This window comes from Limnohabitans sp. Rim28 (genome assembly GCF_000293865.2).
Taxonomy (GTDB): Bacteria; Pseudomonadota; Gammaproteobacteria; order Burkholderiales; family Burkholderiaceae_C; genus Limnohabitans_A.
Genome location: NZ_ALKN02000002.1, coordinates 228,557 through 252,906, shown reverse-complemented (window position 1 = coordinate 252,906; position 24,350 = coordinate 228,557). Strand labels below are relative to the sequence as shown.

The 24,350-nt window shown below is 58.4% G+C and carries 22 protein-coding genes; 11 read left to right on the top strand and 11 right to left on the bottom strand.

Going from position 1 to position 24,350, the window contains the following annotated elements; genetic code table 11:
- Positions 1-10 precede the first annotated feature (10 nt).
- Complete coding sequence (locus B472_RS03745) at positions 11-823, top strand: enoyl-CoA hydratase (RefSeq protein ID WP_026039220.1); 813 nt, start codon at positions 11-13, stop codon at positions 821-823.
- A gap of 80 nt (positions 824-903) precedes the next feature.
- Here the strand turns inward: B472_RS03745 and B472_RS03740 are convergent, their stop codons facing one another.
- The 3 genes from B472_RS03740 to mutS are packed head-to-tail and all read right to left on the bottom strand — an operon-like array spanning position 904 to position 5,206.
- Complete coding sequence (locus B472_RS03740; RefSeq protein ID WP_019425415.1) at positions 904-1,707, bottom strand: alpha/beta fold hydrolase; 804 nt, start codon at positions 1,705-1,707, stop codon at positions 904-906.
- Entirely contained in the window at positions 1,707-2,534 is an 828-nt protein-coding gene (locus B472_RS03735) for a proteasome-type protease (RefSeq protein ID WP_019425414.1), read from the bottom strand. Before B472_RS03735 ends, B472_RS03740 begins: the two co-directional genes overlap by 1 nt.
- Before the next feature lie 11 nt (positions 2,535-2,545).
- The gene (mutS, locus tag B472_RS03730; protein ID WP_019425413.1) at positions 2,546-5,206 is read right to left on the bottom strand and encodes a DNA mismatch repair protein MutS; all 2,661 of its coding nucleotides are present in this window, start codon (positions 5,204-5,206) and stop codon (positions 2,546-2,548) included.
- A gap of 141 nt (positions 5,207-5,347) precedes the next feature.
- Between mutS and B472_RS03725 the strand changes: the two genes are divergently transcribed.
- A complete protein-coding gene (locus B472_RS03725) occupies positions 5,348-6,679 on the top strand; it encodes a hemolysin family protein (RefSeq protein WP_019425412.1) in 1,332 nt (443 codons plus the stop codon).
- Positions 6,680-6,762: 83 nt separating this feature from the next.
- On the opposite strand, the gene B472_RS03720 is transcribed toward B472_RS03725, so the two are convergent.
- Entirely contained in the window at positions 6,763-7,725 is a 963-nt protein-coding gene (locus B472_RS03720) for an inositol monophosphatase family protein (RefSeq protein ID WP_026039219.1), read from the bottom strand.
- 149 nt (positions 7,726-7,874) lie between these two features.
- On the opposite strand from B472_RS03720, the gene B472_RS03715 reads away from it, so the two are divergent.
- Both B472_RS03715 and cysE read left to right on the top strand, forming a co-directional pair.
- A complete protein-coding gene (locus tag B472_RS03715) occupies positions 7,875-8,618 on the top strand; it encodes an RNA methyltransferase (RefSeq protein ID WP_026039218.1) in 744 nt (247 codons plus the stop codon).
- Positions 8,619-8,628: 10 nt separating this feature from the next.
- Positions 8,629-9,396, top strand: a complete 768-nt coding sequence (gene cysE, locus B472_RS03710) for a serine O-acetyltransferase (RefSeq protein WP_019425409.1) — start codon at positions 8,629-8,631, stop codon at positions 9,394-9,396.
- Between the two features lie 3 nt (positions 9,397-9,399).
- Here the strand turns inward: cysE and dnaG are convergent, their stop codons facing one another.
- Positions 9,400-11,499, bottom strand: coding sequence for a DNA primase (gene dnaG / locus B472_RS03705; RefSeq protein ID WP_019425408.1), 2,100 nt, complete (start codon positions 11,497-11,499; stop codon positions 9,400-9,402).
- 124 nt (positions 11,500-11,623) lie between these two features.
- On the opposite strand from dnaG, the gene B472_RS03700 reads away from it, so the two are divergent.
- On the top strand, positions 11,624-13,282 hold the full coding sequence (locus B472_RS03700; RefSeq protein WP_019425407.1) for an acyl-CoA synthetase: 1,659 nt from the start codon (positions 11,624-11,626) through the stop codon (positions 13,280-13,282).
- A 12-nt stretch (positions 13,283-13,294) separates the two neighbouring features.
- Here B472_RS03700 and B472_RS03695 read toward each other — a convergent pair whose 3' ends face one another.
- The 5 genes from B472_RS03695 to B472_RS03675 all read right to left on the bottom strand — a co-directional run bounded on the left by B472_RS03695 (position 13,295) and on the right by B472_RS03675 (position 17,804).
- Positions 13,295-13,843: an NUDIX hydrolase gene (locus tag B472_RS03695; protein WP_019425406.1), complete on the bottom strand. Its 549-nt coding sequence runs from the start codon at positions 13,841-13,843 to the stop codon at positions 13,295-13,297.
- 118 nt (positions 13,844-13,961) lie between these two features.
- Positions 13,962-15,278, bottom strand: a complete 1,317-nt coding sequence (locus B472_RS03690) for a TRAP transporter large permease (protein ID WP_019425405.1) — start codon at positions 15,276-15,278, stop codon at positions 13,962-13,964.
- On the bottom strand, positions 15,275-15,763 hold the full coding sequence (locus B472_RS03685) for a TRAP transporter small permease (protein ID WP_026039217.1): 489 nt from the start codon (positions 15,761-15,763) through the stop codon (positions 15,275-15,277). The genes B472_RS03690 and B472_RS03685 overlap by 4 nt, the downstream gene beginning before the upstream one ends.
- A 130-nt stretch (positions 15,764-15,893) precedes the next feature.
- Complete coding sequence (locus tag B472_RS03680; RefSeq protein ID WP_026039216.1) at positions 15,894-16,925, bottom strand: TRAP transporter substrate-binding protein; 1,032 nt, start codon at positions 16,923-16,925, stop codon at positions 15,894-15,896.
- Between the two features lie 183 nt (positions 16,926-17,108).
- Complete coding sequence (locus B472_RS03675; RefSeq protein WP_019425402.1) at positions 17,109-17,804, bottom strand: fumarylacetoacetate hydrolase family protein; 696 nt, start codon at positions 17,802-17,804, stop codon at positions 17,109-17,111.
- An 82-nt stretch (positions 17,805-17,886) separates the two neighbouring features.
- Here B472_RS03675 and B472_RS03670 point away from each other — a divergent pair, with 82 nt between their 5' ends.
- Positions 17,887-18,330, top strand: a complete 444-nt coding sequence (locus tag B472_RS03670) for a MarR family winged helix-turn-helix transcriptional regulator (RefSeq protein ID WP_019425401.1) — start codon at positions 17,887-17,889, stop codon at positions 18,328-18,330.
- Between the two features lie 8 nt (positions 18,331-18,338).
- On the opposite strand, the gene B472_RS03665 is transcribed toward B472_RS03670, so the two are convergent.
- Positions 18,339-18,641 (bottom strand): antibiotic biosynthesis monooxygenase, encoded by a 303-nt coding sequence (locus tag B472_RS03665; RefSeq protein WP_019425400.1) that lies wholly within the window; start codon positions 18,639-18,641, stop codon positions 18,339-18,341.
- A 109-nt stretch (positions 18,642-18,750) separates the two neighbouring features.
- On the opposite strand from B472_RS03665, the gene B472_RS03660 reads away from it, so the two are divergent.
- From B472_RS03660 to ppk1, 5 genes are all read left to right on the top strand, one after another.
- Entirely contained in the window at positions 18,751-19,317 is a 567-nt protein-coding gene (locus B472_RS03660; protein ID WP_019425399.1) for an HD domain-containing protein, read from the top strand.
- A 74-nt stretch (positions 19,318-19,391) separates the two neighbouring features.
- Positions 19,392-20,237, top strand: coding sequence for a GNAT family N-acetyltransferase (locus B472_RS03655; protein WP_019425398.1), 846 nt, complete (start codon positions 19,392-19,394; stop codon positions 20,235-20,237).
- 89 nt (positions 20,238-20,326) lie between these two features.
- The gene (locus tag B472_RS03650) at positions 20,327-21,157 is read left to right on the top strand and encodes a UDP-2,3-diacylglucosamine diphosphatase (RefSeq protein ID WP_019425397.1); all 831 of its coding nucleotides are present in this window, start codon (positions 20,327-20,329) and stop codon (positions 21,155-21,157) included.
- Complete coding sequence (locus tag B472_RS03645; protein WP_019425396.1) at positions 21,154-22,182, top strand: glycosyltransferase family 1 protein; 1,029 nt, start codon at positions 21,154-21,156, stop codon at positions 22,180-22,182. Before B472_RS03650 ends, B472_RS03645 begins: the two co-directional genes overlap by 4 nt.
- An 82-nt stretch (positions 22,183-22,264) precedes the next feature.
- A complete protein-coding gene (ppk1, locus tag B472_RS03640) occupies positions 22,265-24,349 on the top strand; it encodes a polyphosphate kinase 1 (protein WP_019425395.1) in 2,085 nt (694 codons plus the stop codon).
- The last annotated feature ends 1 nt before the right edge of the window (position 24,350 follow it).

Here is a 24,350-nt window from a genome sequence, read left to right as displayed (position 1 = left end):
AGGCCTTGCCATGAGTTACCAAGACATCCTCTACAACGTCGAGCACCGCATCGCGACCATCACCTTGAACCGGCCGGACAAGCTCAACGCCTGGACCGCCATCATGGAGCGCGAGGTGCGCCAAGCCATGGACGCAGCTGCCGCAGACGAGGGTGTGCGCGCCATTGTGCTCACGGGTGCTGGGCGGGGTTTTTGCGCTGGGGCCGACATGGACTTGCTCAAGGGTCTGGACCCGAGCGACATCACCGCGACGACCTGGACGAAACCTTTCGATGTGAACCAGCGGCTCGACTACCAAACGCGCTATGGGTATTACCCGGCGATCCCCAAGCCGGTGATTGGCATGCTGAACGGCGCAACCGCAGGCATTGGGCTGGTGCATGCCTTGTATTGCGACATCCGGTTTGCGGCCGACAACGCGGTGTTCACCACCGCGTTTTCAAGGCGGGGCTTGATTGCCGAGCATGGCTTGAGCTGGATGCTGCCCCGCATCGTGGGCCATGCCAACGCCATGGACTTGCTGCTGTCGGCCCGCAAGCTGTTGGCCCCTGAGGCTCAGGCCATGGGTTTGGTCAACAAGGTGTTTGCGCCCGACGCTTTGGCCGCAGCCACCTATGCCTATGCGCGTGACTTGGTGGACAACGTGTCGCCGCGTTCGATGGCCGTCATCAAGCGCCAGCAGTACGACGCGCCGTTCCAGTCGCTGGCAGAAAACAACCGCCAGGCCAACGTGGAGATGGCACTCAGTTTCGCGAGTGATGACTTTCGCGAAGGCGTGGCGCATTTCATGGAAAAACGCGCACCGCAATTCACGGGCCGATGAGGCGCTGCGGAAGCCGCAGGGGCCGCGACGACCAAGCGGGCGTTTTGGGGTGCTCAGGAAAGCGTGAAGCCCATGGGGTCTCAGACGCCAAGATTGAGCAGACTTGCTTCGATGGCGGCAGCCGTGGCCAGCGGTTTTTCCATGGGAAAGAGGTGAGAGCCGTCGATCATCATGACGCGGCCTTTCACCACCTTGTGCGTGAGTTCGGTGCCAGCTTGGCGCATTTCTGCAGAGTGGGTGCCGCCTATGAAAGCTACCGGACATTTGAGCGGGTGGCGCTTGAGCAGGCTGTCAAGTTTGTGCGGCAGGCTGTTGTAGATGGCGGTTTCGATGTCCCGGTCAAAGCTGAGAACGCGTTGGCCGCCATCGTCGTGCGTGCCGTGCTCGATGTAGTCGCGCAAGACCTGCGGGTCCCAGCGGGCAAAGGATTTTTTGTGCGCAAAGCTCTCGAGCGCGGCTTGGGCATCGGGCCAGTGGTGGCGACGCTTTTGGCTGATGCGACCCGGCGACACCGAGCCCACCAAAGCGGTCCGCTTGGCCAGGCCCAGGGTGGTGGCGCGCCAGCCACCCAGCACGGGCGAGTCGATCAGCACCACGCCACGGGCGAGCTCGGGGTGGCGTGCAGCGCACATGAGGCTCAAGATGCCGCCCAGCGAGTGGCCGACCAGGAATGCGGGTTCTCTGTCGCCTTGCTGAGACTTGGCAAATTCGGCCAGCTCCTCTACCAAATGAGGCCAGTTGTTGGTGACAGGGTACTTGGGGTTGTGGCCTAGTTTTTCGATGGCGTCGACCTGAAAACCGCGCTGGCGCAGACTTTCAAAAATCACCCCATAGGTGCTGGCCGGAAAACTGTTGCCGTGCGAGAAGATGATGCGGGCGGCCATCAGATCAGTTTCTCTTCCGGCGTGGTGATTTTTTTGAGCAAAGCGTTGCGTTGGGCAGGCACCATGAGTGGAATCTCGGTGGCGCCGCCGTTCCACATGGGGTCTTCGATGCTGTCGAACATTTGGCGCAGTTTGTCGCCCCAGCTGGTGCGCAGCATTTTGAAGTACGGGTTGTGCTCGTCGATGCACATGATGCGGTCGGTCTGCAAGCTGCCCGCTTGGTAGACCACCATGTCCAGCGGCAGGCCCACCGACAGGTTGGATTTGAGGGTGGAGTCCATCGACACCAGCGCGCACTTGGCGGCTTCATCGAGCGGGGTGTTGGGGGTGATGACACGGTCGAGCACCGGCTTGCCGTATTTGGATTCGCCAATCTGGAAGTAGGGCGTCTCGTCGGTGGCTTCGATGAAGTTACCCGGCGAATACACCTGAAACAGGCGCATGCCTTCGCCGCCGATTTGCCCGCCAAAGATCATGGACACGTTGAACTCCACACCCGAGGCGCGCAGCGCAGCAGCGTCGCGCTCGTACACGCGGCGCACGGCCGCGCCCAGCACGCGGGTGGCGTCGAACATGCTTTTGGCGTTCCAGATGGTCAGGGGTTCGTCTTGGCCGGGCTCGACGAGTTTTTCGATTTGCAGCACTTCGCGCACCGACTGCGAAATGCTCAGGTTGCCCGCCGACAAGAGGGTCATGAAGCGGTCGCCCGCTTTTTCATAGACGATCATTTTGCGGAAGGTGCTGATCTGGTCCAGGCCCGCGTTGGTGCGGGAGTCGGATAAAAACACCAGTCCGGCGCGGGTTTTGACGGCAACGCAATAGGTCATGAATCGGCTCTTCACTTTTTGGGCAGCAAACGCTGCAAGGCATACAGGGCGTCCAGCGCTTCGCGAGGGCTGAGTGCGTCGGGGTTGATTTGGGCCAGCGCCACTTCGATGGGGCTGGGGCCGTTGGCCTCAGATTCGGGCGGGGCGGCGAACAGGTCCACCTGCTGGCGGCTTTCTGTGGCGCCGGCCTCCAAGGCGCTCAGCGCGTGGCGTGCATGGTTGAGCACGGCGGTGGGCATGCCGGCCAGCCGCGCCACCTGCACGCCATAGCTTTTGCTGGCGGGGCCGGGTTGGAGTTCGTGCAAAAACACAATCGATGCGCCCGATTCGGCCGCGCTCACATGCATGTTGACGGCCGCCGCGTGGGTGGCCGGAAACTCGGTCAGCTCAAAGTAGTGGGTGGCAAACAGTGCGAACGCCTGCGTCTTGTTGTGCAGGTGTGTGGCGATGCCGCTGGCCAGGGCCAGGCCGTCAAAGGTCGAGGTGCCCCGGCCGATCTCGTCCATCAGCACCAGGCTTTGCGGTGTGGCGCTGTGCAAAATTTGTGCGGCTTCGGTCATCTCCAGCATGAAGGTCGATTGGGCGTTGGCCAGGTCGTCGGCCGCACCGATCCGGGTGTGGATGGCGTCGATGGGGCCAAGTCGGCAGCGGCTGGCGGGCACATGGCTGCCGATGCTGGCCAGCAGCACGATCAGTGCCACTTGGCGCATGTAGGTGGATTTGCCGCCCATGTTGGGGCCGGTGATGATCTGCAAGCGCTGCTTGGGGCCCAGCAAGGTGTCGTTGGCGATGAAGCTGGCGCCCGACAGTTGGGCCAGACGCGCCTCAACCACCGGGTGGCGGCCTTGGCGGATTTCGATGCAGGGCTCTTTGGTGAATTCGGGTGTGCACCAATTGAGGGTGAGCGAGCGCTCGGTCAGGGCGCACAGCACATCCAGGCTGGCCATGGCCTGCGCCAATTCGGTGAGCGCCGGCACATGGGGCTGCAGCTGGTCGAGCAGGCCTTCATAAAGCCACTTCTCGCGAGCCAAGGCGCGTTCTTGCGCCGACAGCGCCTTGTCTTCAAAGGTTTTGAGCTCGGGCGTGATGAAGCGCTCGGCGTTTTTTAGGGTCTGGCGGCGGCGGTAGTCGTCAGGCACTTTGTCGATTTGCCCTTGCGTGACCTCGATGTAAAAACCGTGAACTTTGTTGAATTGCACCCGCAGGTTGGCAATGCCGGTGCGCTCTTTTTCGCGAGTTTCCAGATCGAGCAAGAAGGCGTCGCAGTTGGTTTGGATGGCGCGCAGCTCGTCCAGTTCGGCGTCCAGTCCATCCGCGATCACGCCGCCGTCTCGCACCAACGCGGATGGCTCTTCGAGCAAGGCCATCTGCAACAGTTCGGCGCAGTGGGTGGGTGGCGTGAGCCAGCGGGCCATGCCAGAGAGCAATGTGCCGGGTTCGGTGTTCAGGGCTTGCAGGTGCTTCGACAGCGCAGCTGCACGCGCGAGGGCATGGCGCAGGGCCACCAGCTCGCGCGGGCGCACCTGGCGCAGCGCGGTGCGGGCGGTGATGCGCTCCACATCACTGGCCCCCTTGAGCTGCTCGCGCAGACTGCTCCAAGCACCCGCGCCGCTGTCGCCGCGCAACACGGCTTGGGTGCGCAGGCGGTCTGTGGCGGTTTGGCGGTCGCGTGGGGGGCTGAGTAACCAGCTCTTGAGCAGGCGGCTGCCCATGCCGGTCATGCAGGTGTCGAGCAGGGCAAACAAAGTGGGTGAATCCGAGGCGCTCTCGCCGCGCAGGGTTTGCGTCAGTTCCAGGTTACGGCGGGTGCTGGCGGGCAGGTCAATCAGCGCGTCCGAACGCTGCACCTGCACCCGCTGCACATGCGGCAGGCTGCGGCCTTGGGTGTGTTCGGCATAGGTGAGCAGGGCAGCCGCTGCAGCATGCGCATCGGTCAGGGCATCGGCGCTCCAGGCGGCCAGCGACGCAGCTTGCAGTTGTTCGAGCAGCTTGCGTTGGCCCAGGCCCGCATCAAACTGAAAATCAGGCCGCAGGGCCAAGGACCAGCTGCCCCGGCCTGCGGTTTTGAGGCCGCGCAGTTTTTGCTCAAAGGTGGGCGTCATGCCTGCACTGGCCAGCAGTTCGCTGGGGCTGATGCGGTCGATCCAGTCGGCCAATTCATCTTGCGCGCATTCGGCCAGATGCACCACGCCTTGCGTCACGCTCAGCCACGCCAAGCCGCAGCGGTTTTTGCCCGCTTGGTGCACCGCCAGCAAGATGGCTTCGCTTTTGTCGGACAGCAGTTCGGTGTCGGTGAGCGTGCCAGGGGTGACCACGCGCACCACTTTGCGCTCCACCGGGCCTTTGGCAGTGCCCACATCGCCCACTTGCTCGCAGATGGCGACCGACTCGCCCAATTTGATCAAACGTGCCAGGTAGGTTTCCATCGAATGAAAAGGCACGCCCGCCATCATGACCGGCTGCCCGGCCGATTGGCCCCGGCGCGTCAAAGTGATGTCGAGCAGGCCTGCAGCTTTTTCAGCGTCGGCAAAGAACAACTCGTAAAAGTCGCCCATGCGGTAGAACACCAGCGTGTCTGGGAATTCCGCCTTGATGCCCAGGTACTGGACCATCATGGGGGTGTGGCCAGCGTAGTCAGCGGGGCTGGGGGCTGTGAAGTGGTCGTTTGGCATCAAGAACGGGATTGACTTGCATCAAAATCGCCGGATTCAGGAGTGGGTTTGAAAAGCAAGGGTTGATTTTAGTGGGAGTGAGGAGCGGGCTTCTTTACAATCGTGGCAACGAAACTCCCAGGGCTTCATCGAGCCCCTTGTATGGAAATAGCGATACTTTTTGCCCTCATCTGCCTGAATGGCTTGTTTGCCATGTCTGAAATTGCGTTGGTCACCGCCAGAAAAGCAAGACTTCAGAAGTTGATTGATGAGGGCGACAGCGGCGCCGCAGCAGCTGTCAAATTGGGCGAAGACCCCACCCGTTTTTTGTCCACCATTCAAATTGGCATCACATCCATCGGTGTTTTGAACGGTATCGTGGGTGAAGCCGCACTGGCAGAGCCCTTGTCGCAGTGGCTGGTGAGTTTGGGTGTTTCGCAGTCTTATGCCAGCTTTGGCGCCACCGCCTTGGTGGTCTTGACCATCACTTATTTCTCGATCGTGGTGGGCGAATTGGTGCCCAAGCGCATTGGCCAGTCTTATCCAGAGACTTTTGCCCGCTTGGTGGCACGGCCCATCAATTTTTTGGCCTTGGCCACCAAGCCGTTTGTGATTTTGTTGTCGGCCTCCACCCGTGCCTTGTTGCGCCTGATGGGTGTGAAGGAGACCAAGGGCACGCCTGTGACCGAGGAAGAAATCCATGCCATGCTGGTGGAGGGGACTTCAGCCGGCGTGATCGAGTCGCACGAGCACACCATGGTGCGCAACGTGTTCCGGTTGGACGACCGCCAGATCGGCTCGCTCATGGTGCCGCGTGCCGACATCGTGTGCTTGGATGTGGACGATTCCTTCGAGGAGAACCTGCGCCAGATTGAAGAGTCTGACCACGCCCGTTTCCCGGTGGTGCAAGGCGGCATTGAAAATATTATGGGCGTGATCAACGCCCGCCAGTGGCTGGCCCGCGCCTTGAAGGAGCCTTCGCAACCGCAGTCTTTGCAACAACAGAGTTTGCAAGCCCCTTTGTATGTGCCCGAGACCATCACTGGCATGGAGTTGCTCGACAACTTCAGGTTGTCGGATGTGCACATGGCCTTTGTGATCGACGAGTACGGTGAGGTGCAGGGCATCATCACACTGCAAGATTTGATTGAAGCCATCACTGGTGAATTCCAGCCGCGTGACCCCGAAACCTCTTGGGCGGTGCAGCGCGACGACGGCAGTTGGCTGCTGGACGGCCACATTCCTGTGCCGGAACTCAAGGACCGTTTGGACCTCGAAGAAGTGCCTGAAGAAGAACGTGGCCGTTACCACACCTTGAGCGGCATGATCATGCTGCTGACCGGCACCTTGCCCAAAGTGGCCGACTCGGTGGTCTGGGAAGGTTGGAAGCTGGAAATCGTGGACATGGACGGCCGCGCCATCGACAAGGTGCTGGCCATGCGTTTACCGCCCGCCGAGGGCGATTCAAGCGAAGAGTCAAAAGCCGGCAACTGATCGGCTGACAGGCACAAAAAAGCACCCTGTATGGGTGCTTTTTTTCGAGCTGAAGACGCGGGTTGGGCGCGTCGGTCGCGTGCTTAAAACGGCGCGTCTTTGCGTTCTTCGCTGGCCGCTTCGGTGCTTTCAGCGGCGGGGCCGTCTGTGACTTCGGCGTCCGGGTGATGCATGTCGCCTGTGCGCTCGCGGTTCAGGGCATCCACGGCGGTGCGTACCGCAGCTTTGTCACCGGCACTGGCAAATTTGCTGTACCGGCCCAAGATGCTGACCAGTTGGCCGTAGATGCGGGGTGCACCGGCCAAACATTCTTTTTGTTCCAAAAAGTCAGACTCGCCCGTGAAGTTGCCGATCAGGCCACCGGCTTCGGTGACCAAGAGAGAGCCCGCAGCCACGTCCCAAGGTGACAGGCCGGTTTCAAAAAAGCCGTCGGTGAAGCCCGCCGCCACATAAGCCAGATCGAGCGCGGCAGAGCCGGGGCGGCGCAGGCCGGCGGTGCGTTGCATCACGTCGCCCATCATGCGCAAGTACTGGTTGAAGTTGTCGCCCTTGCGGAAAGGGAAACCGGTGGAGATGATGCATTCTTGAAGGCGGATGCGCTTGCTCACGCGCAGGCGGCGGTCGTTCATGAAGGCGCCACGGCCTTTGGTGGCGGTGAACAGGTCGTTGCGGGTGGGGTCGTAAATGACGGCTTGCTCGATCTTGCCGCGCACTTGCAAAGCAATGCTCACGCAGTAAACAGGAAAGCCGTGGATGAAGTTGGTCGTGCCGTCCAAGGGGTCGATGATCCAGATGTGGTCAGCGAGCGGGTTGCCGAATTCGCGGCCCGATTCTTCGGCCAAGATGCCGTGGTCGGGGTAGGCGGTCAGCAAGGTTTCGATGATGATTTTTTCACTGGCGTGGTCAACTTCGGTGACGAAGTCGTTGACTTGCTTTTGCGAGATGCGAACCGCTTCCACGTCGAGCGCAGCACGGTTGATGAGGGCGCCAGCGGCGCGTGCAGCCTTGATGGCCACATTGAGCATGGGGTGGAGATTGGACGACATGAATTGTGTGAAGAACGGGGTGGGCCTTCGCACGATCGCGGCGGCAAGGCCAGCATTTTCTCATGAAAAACCAGGGCGTTCGTCATTTGTGCGTCACCGAGCGCAGGGGCAAGCCCGGCGGGGTGGGCTCCAGCATGGACAATCGGGGCATGCAAACGCGATTCATCCTGATAGAAACCAGCCATGCTGGCAATGTGGGCGCCGCCGCCCGTGCACTGAAAGTCATGGGCTTTGACGAGTTGGTTTTGGTGGCCCCGCGTTGGCCCAATGTGCTGCGCAAAGAGGAAACCATTCAACGTGCCAGTGGGGCCAACGATGTGCTGGCCAAAGCCCGTGTGGTGGACACGCTGGAAGAAGCTTTGGACGGTGTGACCCATCTGTGCGCCACGGCCATGACGCCGCGTGACTTCGGCCCGCCTACCCGTTCGCCGCGTGAACATTTTGCTGAACTCACCCAGCCCGGTGCCCCTGCGCACAGCGTGGCTTTCTTGTTCGGGTCTGAGCGTTTTGGCATGAAGAACGAGGACGTTTACCGTTGCCATGTGGCCTTGTCCATTCCCACCCATCCGCAGTTTGGCTCGCTCAACTTGGGCTCGGCCATCCAGGTGGTGGCTTATGACTGGCGTGTGGCTTTGGGGGGCTTTCCCGTCCAAGACGCGGTACCGCCCGCTGATCAAGCCGATGCGCAACAAGTGGCCGGCATGCTCACGCATTGGGAGCAAGCGTTGACCGACATTGGTTTTTTGGACCCGGCTGCGCCCAAAAAACTCATGCCTCGGCTGAACCAACTTTTCAACCGCGCTGCCCTCAGCCCCGAGGAAATCCACATCTTGCGCGGGGTGGCCAAAGCCATGATGCAGGCTGCTGACGCAAACAAACAAGTCAAGCGATAGACTCTGGCCTATGTTTTCTCGCCTTCGCTCCGACATTCAGTGCATTCTTGACCGCGACCCAGCTGCCCGCTCCGCTTGGGAAGTGCTGACCTGCTACCCCGGCTTGCATGCTTTGGTGCTGCACCGCCGGGCCCATTGGTGCTGGAATCATGGTTTCAAGTGGTTGGGTCGTTTCATCTCGCACGTTTCGCGGGGTTTGACGGGCATCGAAATCCACCCTGGGGCCAAGATCGGCGAGCGCGTGTTTTTTGACCATGCCATGGGCGTGGTGGTGGGGGAAACGGCCGAGATCGGTGACGGTTGCACGATTTACCAAGGCGTGACTTTGGGCGGTACCTCGCTTTACAAAGGGGCCAAACGTCACCCCACATTGGGCAAAGATGTGGTGGTCAGTGCCGGGGCCAAGGTGCTGGGCGGCTTTGAAGTGGGCGATGGGGCCAAGATTGGCAGCAACGCCGTGGTCATCAAGCCTGTGCCTGCCGGGGCCACCGCAGTGGGCATTCCGGCCCGCATCATTCCCTCCAAGCAAGGTGAGAGCGCCGATGTGTCGGGGACCGATCGCAAGTTCAGCGCCTATGGCATCACCCAAGACGACGATCCGGTGAGTCAGGCATTGCGGGGCTTGATCGACAACGCGGCCGGTCAGGAGCAACAGATCTCGATGATTTGGAAAGCCCTTGAGGTCTTGTGCGCACAGCAGCAGATGCCTGTGCCGGGTGTGGGCGCTGCCCGTGAAACTTTCGAGGCCGAGAAGTTCAATCAGCTGGTGGGCAAATAAGCCTCAGTCTGGAGAGACCAAGGCCGCGGCGGCTTTGAGTTCGCGCCAGCGTTTGTCCAGGCTGCTGTAACGTGCCAGTGCGTCGGGGTCTGAACCGGCTTGGTGTTGGGCCAGGGCTTCGTTCTTGAGTTGTTGCAAGTGATCCACCATGAGCATGTTGAGCAGCCTGCGCAGCTCTAGCCGGGCTTCTTGCACATCAGGCGGGGTGGCCTCTTCGCTGCCAGCCACCACATTCATTTTGTCTTGCGCCACCCAGCGTTTGGCTTCTTCGGCAAAAGGCTGGTCTTGCATGTGCTCGCGCAAAGTGGACCACCCCAAAGCCCCTTGTTCGTGAAATTGCGATTCGAGCCAGGCAAACAAAGGGCCGTGGGGCGCAGGCAGAGCACACAGCATGGCATGGTCTTCGCCGCCCATGCTTTCCCACAAAGCCATGTTGCCCAGCAGAACACGCGCTGCATGGTCAGCCCGGCTGGCCGGCACGGTGCGCGGGCCGGTGTACAAAGGCGCAGGTTCACGCTTGTATTTGCCGTTCACAAACTTGCCGCCCGGCGTCCAGTTGGGGTTCTTGCGGGGCCACTGGTTGGTGCCAGGGTTGTAGGGTTTGTCAAAGGCGGCTGCGCTTTGGGCCAAGCTTGCATCGCCAGCCCAGCCGGGTGGTGCGCCATAGCTGGGCTCAAAGGGGTGATCGCCCCTGTCCGAAGGATTGGCGACGCGGCTGAAGGCCGCATTGGTGGCCATCTGGGGCGCAGGGGGGGTGCCAGCACCAAGGCCACGGGCTGCGGGCGCATAGCGCTGGTCGGTGGCCGCTTGTTGGGCCCAGAGTTTTTCAAGCCCAGCCGTTTCCAGCTGGATGAGTTGCGCCAGTTCTGACAAAAGTTGTTGCTTGAGTGCGCCTTCGGGCAGCAATTGCCAAAGGGGTCTGGCTTGGCTCGACAGGCGAGCGCGGCCTTCGGCACTTTGCAGGTCGCAGTCAGCGCTGGCCGCTTCGATCAAAAAGCGCGACAAGGGCATGGCCTGCTTGATCTGCTCGGCAAAAGCCTCTTGGCCAAACTCGCGCACATAGCTGTCGGGGTCGTGTTCGGCGGGTAAGAACAAAAACTTGATGCTGCGCACATCGGTGGCGTAGGGCAAAGCACCGTCGAGTGCTTTACGGGCGGCGCGTCGGCCTGCACCGTCGCCGTCAAAACTGAAGACCACCGAGTCGGTGAAGCGGAACAGCTTTTGCACATGGTCAGGCGTGCAGGCCGTGCCCAGCGTGGCCACGGCGTTGGCAAAGCCCAGCTGCGCCAAGGCCACCACGTCCATGTAGCCTTCGGTCACCAGCACATAGCCTGCGCTGTGCAGGGCTTCGCGGGCCTCATACAAACCATACAGCTCGCGGCCTTTGTGGAACACCGGAGTTTCTGGCGAGTTCAAATACTTGGGTGTGCCGCTGCCAATCACCCGTCCGCCAAAGCCGATGCACTCGCCCTTGATGTTGCGGATCGGGAACATGATCCGGTCCCGAAAACGGTCGTAGCGTTTGTCGTCTTCTTCGTTGACGATGACCAAACCCGATTCGGCCAAGAGCGGGTCATCGTATTTAGGGAAGATGCTGGCCAGCGAGCGCCAGCCCTCGGGCGCGTAGCCCAGACCAAAACGTTTGGCGATTTGCCCCGACAAGCCCCGGCCCTTGAGGTAGTCGATGGCGTGCGGGGTGATCTTGAGCTGATCGCGGTAAGCCTCGCCTGCTTTTTCGAGCACATCGCTCAGGCTGTCTTGCTTGGCTTTGGCGGCGGCGGCGCGGGCGCGGTCTTCGGGTGATTGCTGCTCTTCGGGCACCTGCATGCCGGTTTGCTGGGCCAAGTCTTTGACCGCCTCAATGAAGGTCATGCCCGCGTGCTCCATCAAAAAGCCGATGGCGTTGCCGTTTTTGCCGCACCCAAAGCAGTGGAAAAACTGCTTGGTGGGGCTGACGCTGAAGCTGGGGGATTTCTCGCCATGGAACGGGCACAAGCCCATGAAGTTGACGCCGCCTTTCTTGAGCTGCACATACTTGCCCACGATGTCGACCACGTCGACGCGGGACAACAGCTCTTGGATGAAAGACTGGGGGATGGCCATCTGGCTATTTTCACCGATAAGACGGGCCTGCCAGGTGCTGTTTCGGGGCAAACCAGCATGGATTTCAGCGCCGGGTCAGGCAAACTGTGGACCATTCAACCGTCAGACGCCATAGGACCATTTCATGACCGATACCAAAGTCAGCATCTTCGATCAGGATCTGCCTCAGACCCCTGCCAACCATGCGCCCATTTCGCCGTTGAGTTTCATCGAGCGCACCGCTGAGGTGTACCCAACCCGTTTGGCCATTGTGCACGGTGACTTGCGCCAAGATTGGGCCACCACTTACCGGCGCTCCAGGCAGTTGGCCAGTGCCCTCACGCAGGCCGGGATCGGCAAGAACGACACGGTGGCTGTGATGCTGCCCAATACGCCGCCCATGGTGGAGGCGCATTTTGGTATTCCCATGGCCGGCGCGGTGCTCAACGCGCTCAATACCCGGCTCGACCCAGAAACGGTGGCCTTCATGCTCGACCACGGGGAGGCCAAGGCGGTGATCGTGGACCCGGAATTTGCGGGCGTGATGAAAAAAGCCTTGGCGCTGCGCCAGTCCACACGGCCCTTGCTGGTGATCGATGTGGAGGATGCGCTGTATTCAGGCACAAGCGACAAGCTGGGCACGCTCACCTACGAAGCCTTTGTGGCCAGGGGCGACGCCGACTTTGCCTGGAGCCTGCCCGCCAACGAGTGGGATGCGATTGCCCTGAACTACACCAGTGGCACCACGGGCAACCCCAAAGGCGTGGTGTACCACCACCGGGGCGCGGCGACCAATGCGATTTCGAACATTCTGGAATGGGACATGCCCAAGCATGCGACCTATCTGTGGACGCTGCCCATGTTCCATTGCAACGGCTGGTGCTTTCCCTGGACGGTGGCGGCGCGTGCGGGCGTGAACGTGTGTTTGCGCAAGGTGGACGCGCTGGCCATCTTCGATGCCATGCGCGACCACGGCGTCACGCATTACTGCGGCGCACCCATCGTGCACGGCCTGCTGGTCAATGCCCCGGCGGCCATGAAGGCGGGTGTGCCTGCGGGCATCCAGGCCATGGTGGCGGGCGCTGCGCCCCCGGCCTCGATGATCGAAGGCATGGAGCAAATGGGTTTTGACTTGACCCATGTGTACGGCTTGACCGAGGTGTATGGCCCGGCCACGGTGTGCCCCAAGCACCCCGAGTGGGACGCGCTCGACATTGGCGAGCGTGCCCGCCTGAACGCCCGCCAGGGTGTGCGCTACCACCTGCAGCGCGATGTGCGCGTGCTCAACCCCGAAACCATGGAGCCCGTGCCACAAGACGGCGAAACCATGGGCGAGATCATGTTCAAGGGCAACATCACCATGAAGGGTTATCTGAAGAACCCCAAGGCCACGCAAGAGGCCTTTGCTGGCGGGTGGTTCCACAGCGGCGATTTGGCGGTGCAGTACCCCGATGGCTACTTCAAGATCAAGGACCGCAGCAAAGACATCATCATTTCGGGCGGCGAGAACATTTCATCGATCGAGGTCGAAGACGTGTTGTACCGCCACCCCGCTGTGCTGGCGGCGGCTGTGGTGGCCAAGCCCGATGTGCGTTGGGGTGAGACGCCATGCGCCTTTGTGGAGCTGAAGGCCGATGCCCAGGTCACGGCCGAGCAGATCGTGGCCCATTGCAAACAGCACCTGGCGGGCTTCAAGGTGCCGCGTGCGGTGGTGTTTGGCGAGCTGCCCAAAACCAGCACAGGCAAAATTCAGAAGTTTGAACTGCGCAAGCAGGCCGGATCGGCTGCCGCGATTGACATTTGATCTGTGCAGCGTTCAGGCAATGTCGAACGCGTGCGTGCCAAATTGGCCCGCACGGCGGTCGGCAAAGTAGTGCTCCAGGGTTTCCTTGACGGTGCGAAAAGCCAATTCGTCCCAAGGAATTTCTGCTTCTGTGAACAGGCGCGCTTCCATGGTCTCATGGCCGGGGTCAAACACGTCGCTGGTCAAGCGTGCGCGGTAATACAGGTGCACCTGGCCCACACGCGGCACGCTCATCACCGTGAGCAGGTCTTCCATGATGAACTGCGCCCCGGCTTCTTCGGTGGTCTCGCGGGCTGCGCCCTCGGAGGTGGATTCGCCCAACTCCATGAAACCGGCGGGCAGTGTCCACTTGCCTTTGCGCGGCTCGATGTTGCGCTTGCACAGCAAGACCTGCTCACCCCAGTGGGGCACGGTGCCCACCACGTTCAGCGGGTTTTCGTAATGCACGGTGTGGCAGACGGTGCAAATGGCGCGCAGCTTGGTGTCGCCGTCGTCGGGCAGCCTGCGAGCAACCAGAGCGCCACATTGGCGGCAATGTCGAATGGTGCGGTCAAACATCATGGGTGGACTGATGAGGCGTGGTGATGGACGGGGTTCAAGGTCAGAGTCTAACCAGTTCCGCATGAAAAAAGCCTCCGGGCTGGGGTAAGCCGGAGGCTTGTCTGGTGGGTGTTGGCTATCAGGTCAAGTACTGGATCAGGAACAGTGAGATGCCTGGGAAAAACAGCAAGAGCAAAGTTCGCAGTGTGTCACTGATCAGGAAGGGCATGACGCCTTTGTAACTCTCGCTCAATGGCACATCCTTGGCCATCCCATTGACCACGTACACATTCAGGCCCACGGGCGGTGCCAGCATGCCAAAGCCAACCGTCATGAGGACCATGATGCCAAACCAGATGGCGGTGTGTTCTGGCGTCATCCCGAAGTCCAGCTTCATGATGATCGGGAAAAAGATCGGGATGGTCAGCAGCAACATGGACAACTCGTCCATCACGGCGCCCAACACCACATACAGCAGCAAGATGCCTGAGACCACCAACAGGGGAGCCAAGTTCATGGACACCACCAACTCGGCCAAATGGCCGGGTACTTGCGTCCTGGCCAAAGCCGCATTCATCACATCCGCGCCCATGAAAATCAGAAAAATCATGGCCGTGCTGAGCGCGGTGGCGTGGAAGCAATGCAAAAACTTGGACCAAGTCAACTCGCGCTTGAGGAGCGCCGCCAGAAACGTGGATGCAGCACCCACGGCGGCACCTTCGGTGGGGGTGAACAAGCCGCCATAGATACCGCCAAAGACGACCACAAAAATCATGGCGATGGGCAAAATGCCTTGCAGAGATTGAAAGGTGAGTTTTTCACGCTCTTCTTGGTCGGGCGCTTGGCCCGGAACCAGTCGCACATAAATCGCAATAGCGATCATGTAGCCCACCATGGCGATGATCCCAGGCAACATGGCTGCGGCAAACAATTTGGCGATGTTTTGCTGCGTCAAGATGGCATAAATCACCAAAGGCACAGAGGGTGGAATCAAAATGCCCAAGGTGCCCCCAGCGGCCAAAGTGCCGGTGGACAAGCGACCCGAGTAGCCGTGGCGTTTCATTTCGGGCAAAGCCACGCCCGTGATGGTGGCTGCGGTGGCCACTGAGGAGCCACAAATGGCACCAAACGCGCCACTGGCCAAAACAGCCCCCATGGCCAATCCGCCTTTGAAGCGGCCCATGACCGCTGCAGCAAATTGAAACAGGGCTTTGCTGATGCCGCCTTGTGTTGCAAAGTGCCCCATCAAAATGAACAGGGGGATCACCGACAAATCGTAGTTGGCCAATCGCGCGAAGGCGAGGTTGTTCAAAAAGTTCAAAAAGGGCGTGAAACCCGTTTGCAAAACAAAGCCGGCCGTACCCGCCAAGAACATGGCGCCTGCAATCGGAACGCGGATCACCATCAGGCACAGCATGATGCCGAAAATCATCAAAGCCAAACTGATGGGTGTCATGACACGGCCCTGTGATGTTGGACAGTTTGAGTGGCTTGCGCGGCTGCAATCAGCGCAGTGATGCCAAACGGAATGCACATGCTGGTGAACACGATCCAGTCAGGAAAGCCCAAGAGCATGGATGCCCCCATGGTTTCTTTGGCGTTGATGGCAGCCAAGCCGCAGCGCCAAGACAACAAAGCAAATATCACAGTCATCAAGGCATCGCCTAATCGGTCCAAACGAAACAAGGTGGATTCCGTGCATTTGGCGGTGAAGAAGTCAACGATGATGTTTTCGCGCCTGAGCTGACACAGCGGCATGAACAAAGCAATGGCGGCGCCAGCGCCTACCCCGGTCAATTCAAAGTCACCAATGAGCGCCGAGCCCAACACGTTGCGCCCAAACAAGCTGTAGCAGGTCATGAGCATGACAGCAGTCAACACCAGCCCTCCCAGCAGGCTGCACATCAAGGCGATTCGCTCAAGGACTTTAGAAAACATCATGGTGAACTCAAAGTTCGCAGGTGGTTTGGTGCATGACCGTTGCGTTTAAAAAAAATCAATAGACCGCAATCGAAGAGTCGAAAAAAAGAGCAGGAGGTGCTCCTGCTCTTTTTGAATGCGGGGCTGGTGCTTACTTGGTGTACTGCTTGATCAAGTCAGTAGCACTTTGCAACATGCCTTTGCCATCCATGCCTTTGCTGGTCATGTCAGCCACCCAAGCGTCGTCCAAGCTGTCGGTCGCTTTCTTCCATTTTTCAAGCTCAGCCTTGGGGATGATGCTGATTTTTTGGTTCGCGCTGGCTTCAAAAACTTTTTTACCGACAGCATCGTGACCCGACTGTGTTTTGCCCATGAAGGCAGACAGTTCGCGTCCCGAATTTTTGTCAATCACCGCTTTCAGATCGGCAGGCAACGAGTCGTACTTGGCCTTGTTCATGGGCATCACAAACACGGTGGTGTACAGCGCGTTGTAAGTGCGATCGGTCTCGGCCGTGAAGTTGGTCAACTCGTTGACTTTCAGGCTGGGCGCCACTTCGTAAGGAATCACAGCACCGTCAATGACGCCTTTGGACAAAGCTTCAGGCACTTGGGGCACAGGCATGGACACGGGTGTCGCACCCATCAGGGCCAGCATGCGGCTGGATTGGCGAGTGGGCGCGCGAACCTTCATGCCTTTCAAGTCGGCCATTTGGGTCACAGGCTTGGCTTTGGTGTAGATGTTGCCTGGGCCGTGCACGTGAATGGCCAGCATCTTCACATCTTTGAAGTCGTCTTGGGCGAACTTTTGTGCATAGTCCCAAGCTGCACGGCTGGTGGCCTCGGCATTGGTCATCATGAAGGGCAATTCGAACACTTCCAACTTGGCCAAACGGGGCGTGTGAATTTGCAAAGTCCAAGCCACATCCACCACGCCATCACGGGTCTGCTCGTAAAGCTGGACCGGTGTTCCACCCAACTGCATGGCTGGGAAAATGTCGCATTTCAGGCGGTCCTTGGAGTCGCGTGCAATGTTTCTGCACCAGTCTCCCAGCATGGTGGTGTGCTGAATGGTTTGTGGGCCCAAGAAGTGGTGAACCTTCAGAGTGATGGTCTGGGCGTGAACGCCAAAACCAACGGCCATCAGGCCTGCGGCCAAGGCCGTTTGTTGCAGAATTTTTTTCATGAGCTTGTCTCCTGTGGGGTGTTCGAACCATGCCATATTAAACCAACCGCTCGGTCGGTTTAAAGATGAAACATGAATTATGTTGCAAGTTAAAATACAAAAATATAGGGTAAACACTATGTTTTATGGGTTTTGAGCACTTTTATTCATGTTTTTCAGAGGCCCATTGACTGGGCTTGGTGATCAAACCATCTTGATTTGCAATGGCGACAGGCCTGCCACCGATCCGACCAATAAATCGCCTTTGACCACCGCAGCGACGCCCTCTGGGGTGCCGGTGTAAATCAAATCGCCGGCCTGCAGTTCCCACGCCGCCGACAGGTGTTCGATGGTTTCAGCCACGCTCCAGATGAGCTTGGAGATGTGGCTGCGCTGGCGGTCAGCACCGTTGACCTGCAGGCTGATTTCGGCATGGTTGATGTCGGTGGTTTGGGCAATCGGTGTGATGGGACCGATGGGGCCAGAGTGGTCGAACGCTTTGCCAATGCACCAGGGACGGCCTTGTTTTTTCATCTCGTTTTGCAGGTCACGGCGCGTCATGTCCAAGCCCACGGCATAACCGTAAATGTGCGTGATCGAGTCGGCTGCCGAGATGTTGCGACCGCCTTTGCCAATGGCCACCACCAATTCAATCTCGTGATGCAGGTTCTGGGTCAAGCTGGGGTAGGGCATCGAGCCGGTTTGGCCAGCCTCGACGACCACGAGGCTGTCTGTGGGCTTGAGAAAAAAGAAGGGCGGCTCACGGCCGGTAAAGCCCATTTCTTTGGCGTGCTCTTCATAATTGCGCCCAACACAGTAAATGCGGTGAACCGGAAAGCGCTCCGTTTTGCCCAATACGGGCACCGAAACAGGCGGAGAAGGTGGAAACACAAAGCTCATGACGTGCTTTCAAAAAAATGGACGTTTGATGTTAATCCGATCTTTTGAAACCCAACAGACCCTCTAGTCACCCCGGTAACTTATGAACACAGTCAAAAGTATTGATCTTCATGCCACCCCAGGACATTTGATTCGTCGCGCTCAGCAAATCGCGGTGTCCATCTTTGCCGAACAGTTGACCGACGCCGATATCACGCCGGTTCAATTTGCGATTTTGAATGCCTTGCTGGACAGCCCGGGCATAGACCAAGTGAGTTTGGCCAAACGGGTGGCGTTTGACCCTGCGACATCGGGATCGGTCATTGGCCGTTTGGAGGCCAAAGCTTGGGTTGAGCGAAAAGCCGATCCGAACGATCGCCGACGAAAACTTTTGGTGGTCACCGCCGCAGGTGTGCAGGCCCTGGGCCAAGTTCAAAAAGATGTGGCGCGGATTCAGGAAAAAATCCTGAGTCCGCTGACCCCGCAAGAGCAAAGCCAATTTGTGCATCTTTTGTCGCGCTTGGTGCAAGGCCACCAAGCCGACTGATCCCGCCATCAAGCAGAGGCGTAAGTCAACTCGAAATGCTCAACGTGGGGCGGTGCCGCGAAAAATGGGCCGACGATGGCACGCCATTCGGTAAAAAGTGCTGACTCGCGAAAGCCCACGGTGTGGTCTTCCAAGTTGTCCCAAAAAATTTGCAGCACAAAACGCTCGGGGTTTTCAATGCATCGGTTGACTTTGGCGCCCCGGTAACCCTTGGCTTTGCAGGCCACGGTGCTCAGGCCCAGTTCGATGGCTTTTTCAAACGCGGCTTGCTGACCGGCATGAATGCGGAAGTCGGCGAGTTCTAAGATCATGAAGACTCCTGTAAAAGCAGCGACCTTACCGCAAGTCGTTGTCAGAAAACCTGAAAAGAACAAGGCAATCTGTCATCCATTTGACATCTCACGCACTCAGAATGCTGCGATGCATTTCAGTACCGCAGACATCATCGGTCTCTACCGCCAAGCAGCTCACCGCATTCATTCGGGTGAGCGTGTGACCCATTTGGCGCACGCGTGGCAGTGCGGCCGACTGGCAGAAAAGTCGGGTGCCAGCTTGGAATTGCAGTTGGCCAGTTGGCTGCACGACGTAGGCCACTTGTGGTCACAACCAAGTGCTCCAACTACAGATCCGGCTGTCAAAGGTCATGCCGCTTTGGGTTCAAGGCTTTTAGAGCCCTTGTTTGGCTTGGCCGTTTCTGAGCCTGTGCGCCTGCATGTGTTGGCCAAACGGTACTTGGTCACCACGCGTGCCAGTTACGCACGAAAACTGTCGCCACAAAGCCTGAGAAGTTTGACCCACCAAGGCGGCCACCTGAGTGAAGACGAGTGTGATGATTTTGAACGCCAGGCATTTTTTGCCGAGGCGATTCAGCTCAGGATATGGGATGACTTGGGTCAAAAAGACGGTTGGTTTGAGATCACGATTCAAGACGCGCTCGATCAGCTTGAGGGTTTGATGCAATCGGTCGCCGCCCAGTGCGTCACGTAATTTTCATGCCAAAGACATTTTCTTGACACGTTCGCCACGCACCATCGTCTTATTGATGAAAAGGAGCGTGTGCCATGAAAGAAATCCCCAACCCCACTTTTGATTTGTCGCCGGTCCAGTTGCCCAGGGGGTCACTTCATCCAAGATCAAATCAAGCCCAAGTTGACTTCTTACCTCGCCGCGTGCAAAGCACCATTCAGGTCAGCTGGGCGCAACATCAAGACGAAGTTCGTGAAGCGCAACGCCTGAGGTATTCTGTTTTTGCCACCGAACTCGGTGCGCGTCTGCCCAAGACCATCGAGGGCCACGACATCGATGTGTTCGATGACTACTGCGAGCACCTGTTGGTGCGCGACACGGCCACAGGCCAAGTGATTGGAACTTATCGGGTGTTGACACCTGTGCAGGCCAAGCGCATTGGCAGCACTTACAGCGACACCGAATTTGACCTGACCCGTTTGCGCGGCATGCGCAAGCGCATGGTCGAGTTGGGACGCAGTTGCGTGCATGTGGATCACCGCCACGGTGGGGTGATCATGGCCTTGTGGGGCGCTTTGTTTGAATTCATGGACCGCAACCGCTTGGACACCATGATCGGCTGTGCCAGCATTCCCATGCTGCACAACGGCGTGGTCACCGGCGATGTGGCCGCCAGCATTTGGCACCAGTTACGCCATAGCCATTTGGCCGATATCCAGTTCCATGTGCGCCCCCGCTTGGCGCTGCCGGTTGAACAGCTGGACCACCACCTGTCGATCGAACCGCCAGCGCTGATCAAGGGTTACCTTCGATTGGGTGCCAAAGTGCTGGGCGCGCCTGCTTGGGATCCGGATTTCAACACCGCAGATTTGCCCATGATGATGCGCACCGCAGATTTGCCTGCACGCTACAAAAAACACTTTGCATCAGGTGCCCAATGACTGCGCCAGCAAGCCAGCTTGTATCCCTAGGCGCTCTCAAAAGCCCGGTGACACAGCAAGACTTTCAGGTGCCGTACCCACTTCGACAGATGCTGTCCACGGCAGCAGACGACCAGGACGATGAAGAAACGCCCCCAGACCGCCAACGTCTGCGGGCGATTTTCATATCTGATCTGCACATTGGTACGCCCGGTTTTCAGGCTGAAGCCCTGTTGGACTTCTTGAAAAATCACCCCAGCGACGTGTTGTATTTGGTGGGTGACATCGTTGACGGCTGGCAGTTGCGCAGGCGTTGGTTTTGGCCGCAAAGTCACAACGATGTGGTGCAAAAATTACTGCGCCGTGCACGTAAAGGTTGTCGCGTGATATACGTACCGGGCAACCACGACGAATTTGCAAGGCATTTTGTCGGTCATGCTTTTGGCGGTGTTGAAGTGCTTCACGACACCACCCACACCACAGCCAAAGGGCTCAAGCTTTGGGTCGTGCATGGAGACCATTTCGACGGGGTCATTCAATGCGCGAAATGGTTGGCTTACACAGGCGACTGGCTCTACGAATTGTCCCTTCGCTTGAACCGACATCTGAACACAGTCAGGGCACGCATGGGCTGGGGCTACTGGTCCTTGTCGGCGTATTTGAAGCTCAAGGTCAAAAAAGCTGTGAACTTCATCAGTGACTTTGAAGTGGCTGTCGCCCAGGAAGCCAAGCGGCGCGGTTATGACGGTGTGGTGTGCGGCCACATTCACCACGCTGAGATCAGAGATGTGAACGGTGTTTTGTACTGCAACGATGGGGATTGGGTAGAAAGCCGAACAGCGCTGGTCGAACATGCTGATGGACGACTGGAAATCATCCATTGGGGCGGGCAGGCGGGCGTTTTATCGCTGGCCAAATCTATGAAAGTTTTGCAGTCATGAGGCTTGCATTGATCACCGATGCATGGCATCCGCAGGTCAACGGCGTGGTCACTACGCTGCACGAATTGGTTCAAGAGTTGGGACCGTTGGGAGTGGATGTCTCGGTCATCCACCCTGGTCAGTTCAACAAACGAAGCTGTCCAGGCTATGCGGGCATCGACTTGGCCATCCGACCTTACCGAACGTTGGCCAACATGCTGGACGCATTGAAGCCCGACGCGGTGCACATTGCCACTGAGGGCCCTTTGGGCTGGGCTGCCAGAAAGCACTGCCTCAAAAAAGGCTGGTCATTCACCACAGCATTTCACACCAAGTTTCCTGAAATTTTGCAAGCGGCATTGCGCATTCCCTTGTGGATGGGGTACGGCCTTTTTCGTCGGTTTCATGGGCCTTCGTCTGGGGTCATGGTGCCCACACAAGGTGTTCTTGAGATGCTGGCATCTCGGGGGTTTCAAAAGCTCAAACCCTGGACCCACGGCGTGGATCTGCGTTTGTTCAATTACCACTCAGAACCCTTGAATTTGCCGGAGTTTCAAAGCTTGCCAAGACCACTGGCGCTGTATGTGGGCCGTGTGTCTTACGAAAAAAACATCGATGCCTTTTTGGATTTGAAGTTTGAAGGCACCCGCATCGTGTGTGGTGAAGGTCCGCTGGAAACCCAACTCAAGGCCCGTTATCCGGGTGTGATTTGGATGGGCGTCTTGCCCCGCCCCCAACTGGCACGTGTTTTTGCGGCGGCAGATGTCTTTGTTTTTCCGTCCCGGCATGAAACATTTGGCCTGGTCATGCTCGAGGCCATGGCCAGTGGAACCCCTGTAGCGGCCTATCCGGTCGACGGCCCCTTACAGGTCTTGGGTGGTTCTGGTCAAGTCTTGGGTGGTGTTCTGTCCGAAAACCTGATGCAGGCTGTGGAAGATGCACTTCAAGTCGGCCGACATCAAGCCCGTGCGCGTGCCGAAAAATTTGCTTGGCCTGAAACTGTCGCCTTGTTTAAGTCTTATTTGGTGCCCGTCAAACAAATGTGAAATTTGACGAAGCGATTCACCAAATTGTCATCAAATTGACATGCCTGGTTTTTAGAATGAATTGATCAAACTAAAAAATACCATGGCCGAACCTGTCAAACCGTTTACATCGGACGAGTCTTCATTGGGTTTGCTTGACCGAGACTTGAGCATATTGGCCTTCAACGAGCGGGTGCTCGATTGGGCCCACCGACCCGAAGTGCCCGTGCTGGAGCGCTTGCGTTATTTGTGCATCGTCTCGTCCAATACCGATGAGTTTTTTGAGGTCCGAGCCGAACCCCACGTCATGGGCTGTTTGCAAGGTTTGAAATCAGGCCCTTACACGTCTCAAAGCCTGCAAGAAATTGCCGACAAAACCAATGCCATGGTGGCGCGTCAGTACGCCTTGTACAACGACGATTTGTTGCCAGCCCTGGAGCGCAAGGGTTACCGCATCTTGTCGCACGGCGAGCGCAACGCCGAACAGCGTCAATGGGTGCGCAATTACTTTCACCGTGAAGTTCAACCCTTGTTGGTTCCCGTGAGTCTGGATCCTGCGCACCCGTTTCCTCAGGTGGCCAACAAATCCTTGAACTTCATCGTTCAGTTGTCGGGCAAAGACGCCTTTGGTCGGTCCAATGAGATCGCCATTGTCAAAGTCCCTCGTGTTTTGTCTCGCTTGATTCCATTGCCTGCGAGCGTCTGCGGCAGCAGCACGGCCTATGTGTTGTTGTCCAGCGTGATCCGCTCGCACTTGTCGGAATTGTTTCCGGGGCGTGAGGTCGGACAGTTCTCTCAGTTCAGGGTCACACGCCACTCTGAATTGGCCGTCGACGAGGACGAAATAGCCAATTTGCGCATGGCGCTGCGACAAGGTCTGCAGCATCGCAATTACGGGCAAGCCGTCAGGCTCGAAGTGTCTGCCAGTTGCGCACCTCGTTTGGCGGAGTTTTTGCGCAAAGAATTCCGATTGCCCGAGGCGGCTGTTTTCCGCGTCAATGGTCCCGTCAATTTGGTTCGCCTGATGCAGTTGATTGACCTGGTCAACGCACCTGAGCTGCTGTTTCCGCCGTACAAAGCCAGTTTTCCGGCGCAACTGCCCCAGAACGGCTCGGTGTTTGCCCGGCTCAAACAGGGCGATGTGATGATCCATCAGCCCTTTGAGACCTTTGATGGGGTCTTGTCCTTTTTGCGAGAGGCTGTGCAAGACCCGAATGTCTTGGCCATCAAGCAAACCATCTACCGTGCAGGCAGTGACACCACCATGATGGACCTGTTGCGCGAGGCGGTGCGCCGGGGTAAAGAAGTCACTGCGGTGGTCGAACTCAAAGCCCGTTTTGACGAAGAAGCCAACATCAATTGGGCTGAGCAACTTGAAGCGATTGGTGCCCAGGTGGTGTATGGCATCGTGGGCCTCAAGACCCACGCCAAGATGCTCTTGGTCACCCGCCGCGAGGGCCGCACATTGCGCCGCTACGGTCATTTGTCCACCGGCAACTACAACCGAAGAACCGCAGCGCTGTACACCGACATCAGTTACTTGACGGCCGATGCGGCCATCACCTCTGACATGGACCAACTGTTTGGCCATTTGGCCAGCCAGAGTCGTTTGCCCAAAATGAAACGCCTGTTGGTGGCGCCCTTTCAGTTGCATGCCGACATGCAGGCCCGCATCAAGGCCGTTGGGCAGGCTGCAGCGCGCGGCCATTTTGCGCGCATTGTCATCAAGATGAACGCTTTGACCGATGTGCCTCTGATCGAAGCCTTGTTGGAGGCGGGTCAAAAGGGCGCCAAGATTGACCTGATTGTGCGCGGTGCCTGCATGCTGCCTGCAGGGGTGGTGGGCATGAGCGAAAACATTCGGGTGCGCTCGGTGATCGGTCGTTTTCTCGAGCACTCGCGCGTGTTTTACTTTTGCGCCGACCAAGCCGAATCGCTTTACCTGTCCAGCGCCGACTGGATGAGCCGCAACATGACGCGCAGAATTGAGCTGGCATGGCCGGTTCAAGATCCGGCATTGCGCCAGCGGATCATCGACGAATGCCTGATCGCCTACTTGCACGATGGGCGAGATGCTTGGGATTTGTCGTCCAATGGGCAGTACCACCGCGTGGGTTTGACCGCACCCGGGCCGGGGGCTCAGCAAGCCTTGATGCAGCGTTACAGCGCTGACCCCTATTCAGGTTGAA

Excerpts from the sequence above, each read along its gene's own strand:
- B472_RS03745 (WP_026039220.1), top strand. The coding sequence starts at position 11 with ATGAGTTACCAAGACATCCTCTACAACGTCGAGCACCGCATCGCGACC.
- B472_RS03740 (WP_019425415.1), bottom strand. The coding sequence starts at position 1,707 with ATGGCCGCCCGCATCATCTTCTCGCACGGCAACAGTTTTCCGGCCAGC.
- B472_RS03735 (WP_019425414.1), bottom strand. The coding sequence starts at position 2,534 with ATGACCTATTGCGTTGCCGTCAAAACCCGCGCCGGACTGGTGTTTTTA.
- mutS (WP_019425413.1), bottom strand. The coding sequence starts at position 5,206 with ATGCCAAACGACCACTTCACAGCCCCCAGCCCCGCTGACTACGCTGGC.
- B472_RS03725 (WP_019425412.1), top strand. The coding sequence starts at position 5,348 with ATGGAAATAGCGATACTTTTTGCCCTCATCTGCCTGAATGGCTTGTTT.
- B472_RS03720 (WP_026039219.1), bottom strand. The coding sequence starts at position 7,725 with ATGTCGTCCAATCTCCACCCCATGCTCAATGTGGCCATCAAGGCTGCA.
- B472_RS03715 (WP_026039218.1), top strand. The coding sequence starts at position 7,875 with ATGCAAACGCGATTCATCCTGATAGAAACCAGCCATGCTGGCAATGTG.
- cysE (WP_019425409.1), top strand. The coding sequence starts at position 8,629 with ATGTTTTCTCGCCTTCGCTCCGACATTCAGTGCATTCTTGACCGCGAC.
- dnaG (WP_019425408.1), bottom strand. The coding sequence starts at position 11,499 with ATGGCCATCCCCCAGTCTTTCATCCAAGAGCTGTTGTCCCGCGTCGAC.
- B472_RS03700 (WP_019425407.1), top strand. The coding sequence starts at position 11,624 with ATGACCGATACCAAAGTCAGCATCTTCGATCAGGATCTGCCTCAGACC.
- B472_RS03695 (WP_019425406.1), bottom strand. The coding sequence starts at position 13,843 with ATGATGTTTGACCGCACCATTCGACATTGCCGCCAATGTGGCGCTCTG.
- B472_RS03690 (WP_019425405.1), bottom strand. The coding sequence starts at position 15,278 with ATGACACCCATCAGTTTGGCTTTGATGATTTTCGGCATCATGCTGTGC.
- B472_RS03685 (WP_026039217.1), bottom strand. The coding sequence starts at position 15,763 with ATGATGTTTTCTAAAGTCCTTGAGCGAATCGCCTTGATGTGCAGCCTG.
- B472_RS03680 (WP_026039216.1), bottom strand. The coding sequence starts at position 16,925 with ATGAAAAAAATTCTGCAACAAACGGCCTTGGCCGCAGGCCTGATGGCC.
- B472_RS03675 (WP_019425402.1), bottom strand. The coding sequence starts at position 17,804 with ATGAGCTTTGTGTTTCCACCTTCTCCGCCTGTTTCGGTGCCCGTATTG.
- B472_RS03670 (WP_019425401.1), top strand. The coding sequence starts at position 17,887 with ATGAACACAGTCAAAAGTATTGATCTTCATGCCACCCCAGGACATTTG.
- B472_RS03665 (WP_019425400.1), bottom strand. The coding sequence starts at position 18,641 with ATGATCTTAGAACTCGCCGACTTCCGCATTCATGCCGGTCAGCAAGCC.
- B472_RS03660 (WP_019425399.1), top strand. The coding sequence starts at position 18,751 with ATGCATTTCAGTACCGCAGACATCATCGGTCTCTACCGCCAAGCAGCT.
- B472_RS03655 (WP_019425398.1), top strand. The coding sequence starts at position 19,392 with ATGAAAGAAATCCCCAACCCCACTTTTGATTTGTCGCCGGTCCAGTTG.
- B472_RS03650 (WP_019425397.1), top strand. The coding sequence starts at position 20,327 with ATGCTGTCCACGGCAGCAGACGACCAGGACGATGAAGAAACGCCCCCA.
- B472_RS03645 (WP_019425396.1), top strand. The coding sequence starts at position 21,154 with ATGAGGCTTGCATTGATCACCGATGCATGGCATCCGCAGGTCAACGGC.
- ppk1 (WP_019425395.1), top strand. The coding sequence starts at position 22,265 with ATGGCCGAACCTGTCAAACCGTTTACATCGGACGAGTCTTCATTGGGT.